This window comes from Blautia sp. OM06-15AC (genome assembly GCF_003481425.1).
Taxonomy (GTDB): domain Bacteria; phylum Bacillota; class Clostridia; order Lachnospirales; family Lachnospiraceae; genus Fusicatenibacter; species Fusicatenibacter saccharivorans.
Map to the genome: position 1 here is coordinate 509,117 of NZ_QULD01000001.1, position 12,567 is coordinate 521,683.

Annotated in this window: 11 protein-coding genes; 7 read left to right on the plus strand and 4 right to left on the minus strand. The window is 48.5% G+C overall.

Going from position 1 to position 12,567, the window contains the following annotated elements:
• Positions 1-18: 18 nt before the first annotated feature.
• From DXB83_RS02500 to DXB83_RS02510, 3 genes are all read right to left on the minus strand, one after another.
• Entirely contained in the window at positions 19-861 is an 843-nt protein-coding gene (locus DXB83_RS02500; protein ID WP_055218051.1) for an ABC transporter permease, read from the minus strand.
• On the minus strand, positions 833-1,906 hold the full coding sequence (locus tag DXB83_RS02505; RefSeq protein ID WP_117509007.1) for an ABC transporter ATP-binding protein: 1,074 nt from the start codon (positions 1,904-1,906) through the stop codon (positions 833-835). Before DXB83_RS02505 ends, DXB83_RS02500 begins: the two co-directional genes overlap by 29 nt.
• Before the next feature lie 72 nt (positions 1,907-1,978).
• Positions 1,979-2,518 carry a cupin domain-containing protein gene (locus DXB83_RS02510; protein ID WP_055226534.1) on the minus strand — a complete coding sequence of 180 codons (540 nt, stop codon included), beginning with the start codon at positions 2,516-2,518 and terminating at the stop codon, positions 1,979-1,981.
• 278 nt (positions 2,519-2,796) lie between these two features.
• Here DXB83_RS02510 and DXB83_RS02515 point away from each other — a divergent pair, with 278 nt between their 5' ends.
• Positions 2,797-4,032 (plus strand): D-alanyl-D-alanine carboxypeptidase family protein, encoded by a 1,236-nt coding sequence (locus DXB83_RS02515; RefSeq protein WP_226906314.1) that lies wholly within the window; start codon positions 2,797-2,799, stop codon positions 4,030-4,032.
• Here the strand turns inward: DXB83_RS02515 and DXB83_RS02520 are convergent.
• The gene (locus tag DXB83_RS02520) at positions 4,017-5,399 is read right to left on the minus strand and encodes an MATE family efflux transporter (protein WP_055226390.1); all 1,383 of its coding nucleotides are present in this window, start codon (positions 5,397-5,399) and stop codon (positions 4,017-4,019) included. The genes DXB83_RS02515 and DXB83_RS02520 overlap by 16 nt on opposite strands.
• Positions 5,400-5,667: 268 nt before the next feature.
• Between DXB83_RS02520 and DXB83_RS02525 the strand changes: the two genes are divergently transcribed.
• From DXB83_RS02525 to DXB83_RS02550, 6 genes are all read left to right on the plus strand, one after another.
• A complete protein-coding gene (locus DXB83_RS02525) occupies positions 5,668-6,891 on the plus strand; it encodes a 6-phosphofructokinase (RefSeq protein WP_117509006.1) in 1,224 nt (407 codons plus the stop codon).
• A 270-nt stretch (positions 6,892-7,161) separates the two neighbouring features.
• Positions 7,162-8,595 (plus strand): acyl-CoA carboxylase subunit beta, encoded by a 1,434-nt coding sequence (locus DXB83_RS02530; protein ID WP_022462330.1) that lies wholly within the window; start codon positions 7,162-7,164, stop codon positions 8,593-8,595.
• A gap of 15 nt (positions 8,596-8,610) precedes the next feature.
• On the plus strand, positions 8,611-9,384 hold the full coding sequence (locus DXB83_RS02535; RefSeq protein ID WP_117509005.1) for an OadG family protein: 774 nt from the start codon (positions 8,611-8,613) through the stop codon (positions 9,382-9,384).
• A 14-nt stretch (positions 9,385-9,398) separates the two neighbouring features.
• Positions 9,399-9,776 carry a biotin/lipoyl-containing protein gene (locus tag DXB83_RS02540; protein ID WP_117509004.1) on the plus strand — a complete coding sequence of 126 codons (378 nt, stop codon included), beginning with the start codon at positions 9,399-9,401 and terminating at the stop codon, positions 9,774-9,776.
• A gap of 33 nt (positions 9,777-9,809) precedes the next feature.
• Entirely contained in the window at positions 9,810-10,961 is a 1,152-nt protein-coding gene (locus DXB83_RS02545) for a sodium ion-translocating decarboxylase subunit beta (protein ID WP_022462333.1), read from the plus strand.
• 49 nt (positions 10,962-11,010) lie between these two features.
• On the plus strand, positions 11,011-12,420 hold the full coding sequence (locus DXB83_RS02550) for an oxaloacetate decarboxylase subunit alpha (RefSeq protein WP_022462334.1): 1,410 nt from the start codon (positions 11,011-11,013) through the stop codon (positions 12,418-12,420).
• Positions 12,421-12,567 lie beyond the last annotated feature (147 nt).

Sequence of the window (12,567 nt, forward strand, 5' to 3'; positions counted from 1 at the left end):
TTTTTTCCAGTTTCTTTCTCAAAATGCCGTTCCCTCCCCGTCTTTATCGTATTTGTTCATCAGAACCATCGACAGGATGATGAAAATCATCAGGACTGTGGAGAGTGCACTTCCGGCATTCCAGTTGTTGGTCTGTTTGAACTCCTGCTCGATGACGTTTCCGATCAGAAGGATCTTGCTTCCGCCGAGCAGGTCGGAAATAACAAAGGTTGTAAGCGCCGGGATGAATACCATGGTAATACCGCTTACGATACCCGGCGTGGTGAGCGGCAGCGTTACTTTCAGAAACGTCTGCACACTGTTTGCTCCGAGGTCCCTTGCTGCGTTGATGACATCACGGTCGATCTTAATCAGAACATTGTAGATCGGCAGAACCATAAACGGCAGGAAGTTGTACACCATACCGAGAATGATCGCTCCCGGTGTATTGATGATAGAAATGCCGGGCAGATGGAAAAACGCGAGGATGCTGTTGATGACGCCGTTTTTCTCAAGCAGTGTCTGCCATGCAAGCGTACGGAGCAGAAAATTCATCCACATCGGGAGAATGAAGATCAGCACAATAAAGCTGGTCTGATTGACATTCCGGTTTGCCAGAATCATGGCAAGCGGATAGGCAAGCAAAAGACAGAGCGCGGTGCTAAGAAGCGACAGCCACAGCGCCAGGCCGAGTGCCTTGATGTTTTCCTTCGTCGCAACGTAGGCGAAATTCGAAAGGGTAAAGCCGCCTTCTTCCCCGGTGAACGCATAGTAGAGAATCAGGATCAGCGGGATGATGATGAAACCGGCAGCCCAGACGGCATACGGTGCTGCCAGCCATTTCTTTAATTTATTACTCTTCAATGGCTGCCGCCTCCTCATCTTCGGATTCCGGTTTGTTCATAATCTGGATATCGAACGGATCGACGTGAATGCCGACTTCCTGTCCGACCGGGAACAGATCGGTAGAGTGAACGAGAAGCTCAAAGCCGTTCACCGTAACCTCCATCTCATAGTGAACACCTTTGAAAATCAGATGGGTGACACGTCCGCGGATGGTACCTTCCTCCGGCTTCACAAGATCAATATCCTCCGGGCGGATCACAACGTCGATCGGTTTGTTTTTGCCGAATCCGACATCAACGCACTCGAACTTCGCACCGAGAATCTCGACGAGACGGTCCTCAATCATGATGCCGTCGAGAATGTTGCTGTCACCGATGAAGTCTGCAACGAATGCGTTCTGCGGCTCATTGTAGATGTCTTCCGGTGTGCCGATCTGCTGGATATAACCCTGGTTCATGACAACAATCGTGTCCGACATAGTAAGCGCCTCTTCCTGATCATGGGTGACATAGACAAAGGTGATACCAAGCTCGTTTTTCAGACGGATCAACTCGTACTGCATATCCTGACGGAGCTTTAAGTCAAGTGCGCCGAGCGGCTCATCCAGAAGCAGAACTTTTGGTTCGTTGACAATCGCGCGCGCAATGGCGATTCGCTGCTGCTGGCCGCCGGAGAGAAGCGCCGGGGAGCGGTTTTCGTAACCCTCAAGGTTAACAAGTTTTAATGCGTATTTGATTTTGTCATCGATATATGCTTTGGATTTTCCTTTGATTTTCAGCCCGAAAGCAATGTTTTCCGCAATTGTCATATGCGTGAAAAGAGCATATTTCTGGAACACCGTATTTAACTGGCGTTTGTTCGGCGGAAGCTGGGTGATATCCTGTCCGTTAAATAAAACCTTTCCGGCATCCGGTGTCTCAAAACCGCCGAGGATACGTAATGTGGTTGTTTTTCCGCAGCCGCTCGGGCCAAGGAGGGTAAGAAATTCGTTTTCACGGATATAAAGATTCAGATCATCCAGAATGGTAACTCCGTCGTACGATTTTGTGATGTTGACCAGATCAAGTAATTTGGTACTCATGTGTAATATGCTCCTTTCGGGTTGTGAAATTTGGAACACCGTTTCTCGTGAAAATCACGCGGTGTAAAAAATCTAAAAATAAGGCGGTGAACTGACCCAGAGAATGATGGCCGGTGTTTTACCCGGATTTTCCAGATAGTGATTACAGGAAGCGGGATAGTAGAAGCTTTCCCCTTTCTTCACTTTGTGGCATTCATCTCCAAGATGAAGGAGAATACGGCCGGAAAGTACATAGCCGAATTCCTCGCCTTCATGCGGTGAATCAATCTCGGTGCACGCGCCGCTTTGCAGCGTCAGCCGGATTGGCTCCATCCTGTTTTTCTGTGCATTCGGAACGATCCATGCGATCTCGTTGCCCTGCGCTTCAGCGGTCTTTACAAAGTAATCTTCTTCGCAAAAGACAACCTGATTGTCCTGCTCTTCGCCGAAAAACGTTTTTAGATCCGTTCCAAGGCAGGTAAGAACATCAACCAGCGTGGCGATCGAGGGAGAGGTCACATCGTTTTCAAGCTGGGAAATAAATCCCTTTGACAGCTCGCTCCGATCTGCCAGTTCCTCCTGCGTCAGCCCTTTCCACATCCGCAGTTCCCTGATTTTTTTTCCGATTTCCATAAAAAATCCTTTCTGCATCCAAAGTCTTTCCCGGGATCCTTTTGCTGAATACGGATTCTCAGGAAATCTCAGTAAAAATAAACAAAAAGTTTAGTAATTCTATACAAACACGGGGAATTATACATGATATGGATCGCAGTGTCAATAACTTTGTGAAATTTTACCATGATTTTGCAGGAAACCTCATATAATGAAGAAGAAGCAGACAAAAAGCCGGTCCCAAAAGAGCGTCCGGCTTTTCCATTTTTAAAGAGAAAAAACACAAGGGGGATCTGATTTTGAACAGAAAAAGAAGAAACAAGACAGGTTTTTTCCTGGGAATCCTGCTTCTGTTTTTGGGAAGTGTGTCCGTGACTGCGACAGAGCAGGAGAGCGAGCCGAATCAGCTGTTTGCAACGGCGGCATGCCTGATGGATGGCGATACCGGCCGTGTGCTGTTCGGAAAACGCGAGACAGATCCTATGGCAATGGCGAGCACAACGAAAATCATGACATGCATTCTGGCACTGGAAAACGGACAAGAGCAGACGGTCGCAACTGCATCGGCTAAAGCAGCCGCAGCGCCGAAAGTACATCTCGGTGTGCGGGAGGGAGAACAGTTTCTGCTTGGCGATCTTCTGTATTCCCTGATGCTGGAATCGCATAACGACGCGGCGGTAATGATTGCAGAGACCATCGGCGGAAGTGTAGAGGAATTTGCATCGCTTATGAATGAAAAAGCCGCAGCAATCGGCTGTACGGATACGCATTTTGTGACGCCGAACGGTCTCGATGCTTCTGACGCAGGCGGAGATCACCACACGACAGCAGCTGATCTGGCACGGATCATGCGATACTGTGTCTGGATTTCACCGAAAGCCGCCCAGTTTCTCGCAGTGACGCAGACGCGGTCCTATACCTTCTGGGATCTGGAAAAGAAAAACATGTTCAACTGCTATAATCACAACGCACTGCTGGATCAGATGGATGGAGCTGTTTCGGGAAAAACCGGCTTCACGGCAAAAGCCGGTTACTGTTATACCGGTGCGCTGGAGCGGGATGGAAAGCGTCTGATTGTGTCGTTGCTTGCATGCGGATGGCCCAGCCATAAAAACTATAAATGGGCGGATGCCGCAAAGCTTTTAAACTACGGGCTGGAATCGTATATGTATCGTGACGTGCTGGACCATAGCTGGAACCCAGGGCAGATTGAAGTAGCAGACGGTGTTTACGACGGGATGCTGCAGGTAAAAAGCAGCGCCCGCCTTACCCTTACAAGTCCGGCGCTTGATCCGGCGCGCTCGCTTCCCGCTCTTCTGAAAGAGACAGAAATACCGGAAAAAGACATTTTTTTACCGGAGCTTTTGAAAGCCCCGGTAAAGAAAGGAGAAAAGGTCGGTTCGGTTACGTATTCGATCGACGGGATTCTTCTCGCGGAATATCCCGTCTATGCAGCCGAAACGATCGAGAAAATTGATTATGGGTGGTGCATGGAAAAGGTCGCAGAGCGCCTCTTTTGTCACTCTTCGGTATGAGTTACTTTTGCAAGTGTTTCCGTTGAAAGAATTTTCCGGATATTGCAGAGAAACAGCGTAACGGCAGTGATAACAGAACATACATCAGCGATCGGTTCTGCATAGTAAACGCCCATGACACCGAAGAAATGCGGCAGAATGAGTGCAAGCGGAATCAGAAGGATGACTTTTCGAAGCAGTGCAATAAAAAGAGAAATCTTCGCCTGGCCAAGACCGAGGAAGGAACTCTGTACGCCGCTCTGCAGTCCGAAAATTGCCATGCCGGCAATGTAAACCGGAAGTACCTTCTCTACGATGACAATCAGTTCCGGGTCAGTCGTGAAAAGACCGGCAAAAAGAGCCGGACGAAGCATTGCGAATACAACGTAGACGAAAGCGGCAGTAAAAGTAATGGCGATCATGCGCCGGATTGTCTGGCGGACACGGTCAAACTGGCCTGCACCAAAGTTGTAGCTGATGATCGGCTGTACACCGTTCGTAAAGCCGTTGACCGGTACGAAAATCAGCTGCAGCACCGACTGGAGAATTGTCATCGAGCCGACATAGAGGTCGCCGCCGTACGTCTGCAGCCCGTGGTTCATGACGATTGTGATGGCACTTTCCGTTGCAGACATGATAAATGGTGAGATGCCGAGTGCCATGACAGAGCCTAAAATGGAAAAATCCGGTTTCATGGTGCGAAGAGAAAGGCGGACACCTGATTTTTTTGAGGTAAGAAACCGAAGAACCCATGCAGCACTTAAAGCCTGGGAGAGAATGGTAGCAAGTGCGGCCCCGGAAACACCCATATGAAGAACGAAGATGAAAACCGGGTCAAGACCAATGTTGATAACAGCGCCAATGAGAACGGAGCACATGGCCGTGCGTGCGTGTCCCTGACAGCTGATAAAAGTATTCAATCCGACAGCCAGCTCGACAAATACGGTTCCGACAAGATAAATGGAAATATACGTGGAAGCGTATCGGATTGTGTTGCTGCTTGCACCAAAGAGGTACAGAAGCGGTGTCTGAAAGAAAAAGAAAAACGCCATCAGACACACGGAGAAAAAGAGCAGCAGGGAAGTGGAGCTTCCAAGAATTTTTTCTGCGCGGTCCCGGTTTTTCTGTCCGAGTGCGATGGCGGCAAGAGGAGCACCGCCTCCACTTGCGAATCCGGCAAAGGCGGAGATGATTGTGATAATCGGAAACGTGACGCCGACACCGGTCAGTGCCAGGGAACCAACATCAGGAATCCGGCCGATATAAATGCGGTCTACAATGTTATATAGTACATTTACAATCTGTGCGAGGACAGAGGGAAGGGCCAGTTCGAGCATCAGTTTCCCGATTTTTTCGGTGCCGAGACGGCCATCTTGCTTGGTCTGCATGAAAAAAACCTCCAGTTTTTTTGTTGATGAAACGTATATTTTTCTGCGTCCTTTTCGTGGACATTGCTTCTATTATAGCTTTTTAAGGGCAATCCTGCAAGAAAAAAACGAAAAACTTTGCAATCCGTTGTGAAAGTCTACAGGCTTTTCCCGGAAACGCAAAACAGGGTGTACGGAAGAAAAAAAATATGGTACGCTATAGGACGAAGCGAAAGTGATTTCGTGAAAAACTTTTAGAAAGTAGTGGGAATAGATGGAGGAAAATCATATGCGAAATCTGTTAGTAGCGCAGTCTGGCGGCCCGACCGCGGCAATCAATGCAACGGTGGCAGGAGTTGTCTCCTGCGCAGTGCTGTCTGGAAAAGTAGATCATATTTATGGTGCAGTAAATGGAATTGAAGGCGTGCTTGCAGAAAAATTTCTTGATCTTGGAAAAAAACTGGATTCAGCAGAAAAAATCTCTCTTCTGATGCAGACCCCCGCAGCAGCGCTTGGCTCCTGTCGTTATAAACTGGGCGATCCGGAAGAAAACAAGGAGGATTTTGAAGAAATACTTCAAATTTTTCGCAGACATGAGATCCGTTATTTTATTTATATCGGCGGAAATGATTCGATGGATACCGTAGACAAGATGTCAAAGTACTGCAAAGAAAACGGTGTGGACGATGTGTTTGTTGTCGGGGCGCCAAAGACGATTGACAATGATCTTGTCGAAACGGATCACTGCCCGGGCTTTGGATCTGCGGCAAAATATCTGGCAGCAACCTTTGCAGAGCTGGAGAGAGACTGCCATGTATATGAAAAGAAGGCTGTGACCATCGTGGAGGTCATGGGAAGAAACGCAGGATGGCTGACGGCAGCGTCTGCACTGTCCCGTGTCAACGGCGGAGAAGGGCCGAGCCTGATCTATCTTTGCGAGCCGGTCTTTGACACCGAACAGTTTTTAAAGGATGTGCAGGAAAAACTGGAACAGAAGGACAGTGTTCTGGTTGCAATCAGCGAGGGCATCCATGACAGCGAGGGCCGCTATGTTTCTGAGCAGGTGCAGAGCGATACACAGGATCAGTTTGGGCACAGCTACATTGCAGGTTCTGCAAAAGTACTCGAAGAGCTGGTGCGTGACCGTATCGGCTGTAAGGTAAGATCGATTGAACTGAACCTGATGCAGCGGTGCGCGGCTCATCTTGCGAGTGCGACCGATCTTGAGGAGTCCCGTATGCTCGGCATGAAAGCCTGCCAGTGTGCACTGGAAAAACAGGGAGGACAGATGGCATCGATCCGAAGAATCTCCGCGGATCCTTACCGCGTGGAGTATACCTCCGTTCCGGTATCGGAAGTGGCAAATAAAGAAAAGAAAGTGCCGCTTTCCTGGATTACAGAAGATGGTCATGATGTGACCGAGGAGATGATGGCGTATCTTCGTCCGCTGATTCTTGGCGAACCGGCGATGCAGTATGAGAATGGAATTCCGGTTCACATTGAACTATATTAAACCGAAGGAAAAACGTGTAAGAAAAGCCGCCGCCGGGCGGCTTTTTTGTACGATGCGGAAAGAAAACAGGACTTTTTGAAAAAGGAAAGGCCGGGAAAAATCAAGTTTGACCTTCTATTTATAATAGGAAAAATCTGAAATTTTTCTGTCTATTTTCTGTCAAAAAGGTGAGAAAAAGTATTGAAAAAAAACGAAAAAACAGATATGATAGACTTGTATAAAATTTGTTTAAAATTTTATAATGAAAATAGAAAGATGGAGGTTTGAAGAATGAGTAACACAGCACAAAGTTTAGCGAGCACAAGAATCGCCTCTTTGCTGGATGAAAACAGCTTTGTGGAAATCGGCGGACAGGTTACTGCCAGAAGCACAGATTTCAACATGGCCGGCATGGAGACACCATCCGATGGTGTAATTACTGGTTACGGTGTGATCAACGGCAGCCTGGTATACGTATACAGCCAGGATGCGTCTGTGATGGGCGGTACCATCGGCGAAATGCATGCAAAAAAAATCGCGAGACTGTATGAGTTTGCACAGAAAACAGGTGCTCCGGTCATCGGACTGGTAGACTGTGCCGGTATGCGTCTGCAGGAGGCAACTGATGCTCTGAACGGTTTCGGCGAAATCTATATGGCGCAGGCAATGGCATCCGGCGTGATTCCACAGATCACAGCAGTATTTGGTACCTGCGGCGGCGGTATGGCACTCATCCCGGCTATGACAGACTTCACGTTCATGGAGTCTAAAAACGGAAAACTTTTCGTAAACTCCCCGAACGCACTGGACGGAAACCACGTATCCAAATGTGATACCGCATCCGCAGATTTCCAGGGCGAAGAAGCAGGTCTTGTTGACTTTGCTGGAACCGAGGAAGAAATCCTCGGACAGATCAGAAACCTGGTATCTATGCTTCCGGCAAACAACGAGGACGAAGCATACACCGAGTGCGAGGATGATCTGAACCGTGCATGTGCAGACCTTGCAAACTGCGCAGGCGATACCGGAATCCTTCTTTCCCAGCTCAGCGACAACGGCATCTATTTTGAGACCAAAGCCGCTTACGGAAAAGATGTTGTAACCGCATTCATCCAGTTAAACGGAGCAACCGTAGGAGCAGTTGCAAACCGCTCTGAAATCTACGGCGAGGACGGAACCGTAAAAGAAAAAATGGATGGAACCTTAAGCGCAAGAGGAGCCAAAAAAGCAGCAGATTTCGTAAACTTCTGCGATGCTTTCTGCATCCCGGTACTTACCATCACAAACGTAACCGGATTCAAGGCAACCAAATGCTCTGAGAGAACCATGGCTAAGAACGCAGCAGCCCTGACCGCAGCTTTCGCAAACGCAACCGTTCCGAAAGTAAACGTTGTTGTCGGCAAAGCATACGGAAGCGCATACGTTGTCATGAACAGCAAATCCATCGGAGCAGACATGGTATTTGCATGGCCGAACGCAGAAATCGGAATGATGGATGCAAAATCTGCGGCAAAGATCATGTACGAAGGATCTGACGCTGCTACCATCAACGAGAAAGCAGCTGAATATGCAACCCTTCAGAACAATGTAACTTCCGCAGCCAGAAGAGGCTATGTGGACACCATCATCGAGCCGGAAGACACCAGAAAATATGTTATCGGCGCATTCGAGATGCTGTATACCAAGAGAGAAGACAGACCGGACAGAAAACACGGAACAGTCTAAGGAAGGTGGCATACGATGAGAAAGAACTGGAAAAAATTAGTAAGTCTCGTCCTTACCGCAGCCTGCACCATGGTTGTGACCGTAGCTCCTGTTTTTGCGGATGCGGCATCTACACCGGCTTATTCACCGGTTGAGGCATCTACGGTAGATTCTCTGCTCTCCTCCAGTGTTCAGTGGGTAGGACAGAGCCTGATGACCTACAGCGATGACGATCTTGCCAATATGGAAGCTTCCGACCAGCAGTTCTATGCAAGAGCAGCTGAGGCATGGGAAGAGGCAAAGGCTGACCTCGGAGAGGTAAAAAGCCTGGAAGACGGTACTCTCGAAGTAGACGGAGATTTTGTAACCTGCACAATTCCGGGTGAATTTGAAAAAAATCCTGGTATTGTCCGCGTATTCTGGAACATCAGCACCGGAACACCAGTTCCGACCGACCTCACCATCACCGTTGAGGAGTCAAAGGGCGTTCTGATCGGCCAGGCCGGCATGAACACCATCATCGGAATCGGTACCGTATTTGTTATGCTGATTTTCCTGATTTTCGTTATTTCTTCGTTTGATTACATTTTGGGAGACAAGAAGAAGAAAAAAGCACCGGCAGCACCTGTACAGGAAGCACCGAAGGCTGTCGCAGCACCGGTTGTTGAAGAGACAGCACCGCAAGCAGACGATATGGAGCTGCAGGCTGTTATTACAGCTGCAATCGCCATGTATGAAGAAGATATGGCTTCTGCATCCGGAGATGCTTATGTTGCACGTCCGATCCGCAGAAAAGGCAAAAGAGCTTAAGGAGGAAATTTTCAATGAAAAACTACACCATTACCGTAAACGGAAATGTATATAACGTAACTGTAGAAGAAGGAACCACAGCAGGCGCAGCTCCAGTTGTCAGCGCAGCAAAAGCAGCTCCGGCACCAAAAGCAGCACCGGCAGCACCGAAAGCAGCAGCTCCGGCAGGCGCAGCAGGCAGCGTAGAGGTTACTGCTTCTGTACCTGGTAAAATCTGCAAAATCGAAGCAGCAGCAGGCACCGCTGTAAAAGCAGGAGATGCTGTTCTTGTACTGGAAGCCATGAAGATGGAAATCCCGGTTGTAGCACCGCAGGATGGCACAGTAGCAACCATCAATGTAGCAGTAGGCGATGCAGTAGAATCCGGTGACGTTCTTGCAACCATGAACTAATGCCCGTTGTAAGAAAAAACCGGAGGTGAAAAAATGATTACTGAAACTTTAAACAACCTGCTTCACCAGACGGCGTTTTTTAATCTGGACTGGGGCAATTACGTTATGATCGCAGTGGCTTGCTTCTTCTTGTATCTTGCGATTAAGCATGAATTTGAGCCGTTGCTTCTTGTACCGATCGCATTCGGTATGCTGCTTGTAAACATTTACCCGGACATCATGGCTGAGCCTTATACCGACGTACAGGGTCTTGAGCATGCGGGCGGTCTGTTCTACTATTTCTTTACTCTGGACGAGTGGAGTATCCTTCCGTCCCTGATCTTCATGGGTGTAGGTGCGATGACAGACTTCGGTCCGCTGATTGCAAACCCGATCAGCTTTATCATGGGTGCAGCAGCACAGCTTGGTATCTATCTGGCATACTTCTTCGCTATTTTCATGGGATTCAATGGAAGAGAGGCAGCTGCTATCTCCATCATCGGCGGTGCCGACGGCCCGACTTCTATTTTCCTTCTGAATAAACTCGGACAGCAGCATCTGATGGGACCGATCGCCGTAGCAGCATATTCCTATATGTCACTGGTGCCGATCATCCAGCCGCCGGTCATGAAGCTTCTGACTACAGAGAAAGAGCGTAAAATCAAAATGGAGCAGCTTCGTTCCGTATCCAAACTCGAGAAGATCCTGTTCCCGATTGTTATCACCATCGTTGTCTGCATGATCCTTCCATCTACCGCTCCGCTGGTAGGTATGCTGATGCTTGGTAACCTGTTCCGTGAGTGCGGCGTTGTAAAACAGCTCCAGGAGACAGCTTCCAATGCCATGATGTACATTGTAGTTATCCTTCTTGGTACTTCCGTTGGTGCATCCACAAGTGCTGAGGCATTCTTAAATGTCAGCACCTTAAAGATCGTTGCCCTGGGTCTGATCGCATTCGTATTCGGTACCGCAGGCGGTGTCCTGTTAGGAAAGGTACTGTGCAAGGCAACCCACGGAAGAATCAACCCGCTGATCGGTTCTGCAGGTGTATCTGCGGTACCTATGGCAGCCCGTGTATCCCAGAAAGTCGGTGCGGAGGCAGATCCGACGAACTTCCTGCTGATGCATGCAATGGGACCGAATGTAGCCGGTGTTATCGGTACAGCCGTAGCGGCCGGTACCTTCATGGCGATCTTTGGTGTATAACTTCTTGAGACAAACACAAGTGAAAAACACTTCATTTAGGAGGATAGAAATGGCAGTAGAAAAGAAACCTGTCAAGATTATGGAAACTGTTCTGCGTGATGCACATCAGTCCCTGATCGCGACGAGAATGACAACAGAACAGATGCTTCCGATCATCGATAAAATGGATAAAGTCGGATATCACGCAGTAGAGTGTTGGGGAGGTGCAACTTTCGATGCTTCCTTACGTTTTCTGCATGAAGATCCATGGATGAGACTGAGAAAACTCCGTGACGGATTCAAAAATACAAAACTGCAGATGCTGTTCCGTGGACAGAATATCCTGGGATATCGTCCGTACGCAGACGACGTAGTAGAGTATTTCGTACAGAAATCCATTGCAAACGGAATCGACATCATCCGTATTTTTGACTGTATGAACGATCTGCGCAACCTGCAGACCGCTGTCAGCGCAGCAAACAAAGAAAAAGGCCACGCACAGGTAGCACTTTCCTATACTTTAGGAGATGCTTACACCCTGGATTACTGGACCACCATGGCAAAGAGAATCGAAGAGATGGGTGCAGATTCCATCTGTATTAAAGATATGGCAGGCCTGCTCGTTCCGTACAAGGCAACTGAGCTGGTAACCGCGCTGAAAGAAGCAACCGATCTTCCGATTCAGCTGCACACCCACTATACTTCCGGTGTTGCATCCATGACGTACCTGAAAGCAGTAGAGGCTGGTGTTGATATCATCGATACCGCAATGTCTCCATTCGCTATGGGTACTTCACAGCCGGCAACTGAGGTTATGGTTGAAACCTTCAAAGGCACTCCATACGATACTGGTCTGGATCAGAACAAACTGGCTGAGATCGCAGATTACTTCCGTCCGATGAGAGACGAAGCGCTCGATACAGGCCTCTTAAATCCGAAGAACCTTGGCGTAAATATCAAGACTCTTCTGTATCAGGTACCGGGCGGTATGCTCTCCAACCTGACAAGCCAGTTAAAAGAGCAGCACGCAGAGGACAAATACTACGATGTACTCGAAGAAGTACCGCGCGTAAGAAAAGACCTCGGCGAGTGCCCGCTGGTTACTCCGTCTTCCCAGATCGTTGGTACCCAGGCTGTATTCAATGTCCTGATGGGCGAGCGTTACAAGATGGTAACGAAAGAGACAAAAGACGTTCTTGCCGGAAAATACGGTGCAACTGTAAAACCGTTCAATCCGGAAGTACAGAAGAAATGCATCGGCGATACCGAGCCGATCACCTGCCGCTACGCAGACCTGCTTGAGCCGGAGCTTCCGAAACTGGAGAAAGAGATCGAGCAGTGGAAACAGCAGGATGAGGATGTATTAACCTACGCTCTGTTCCCGCAGGTAGCTGTAGACTTCTTCAAATATCGTGAAGCGCAGCAGACAAAAGTAGATCCGGCAGCCGCTGACAAAAAAGACGGCGCATATCCGGTCTAAATAAAATCTGAGTAAAAAAATCAGCCGGTGTTCTGTGTTCCCCGTAAAAAGGGAATGCAGAACACCGGCTTTCCTTTTCAGCTTTTCAGCCATTGCGTCAGTAATTTATTCGTGTTATAATTCAAAAGATCGAGGTGTGTCCGAAAA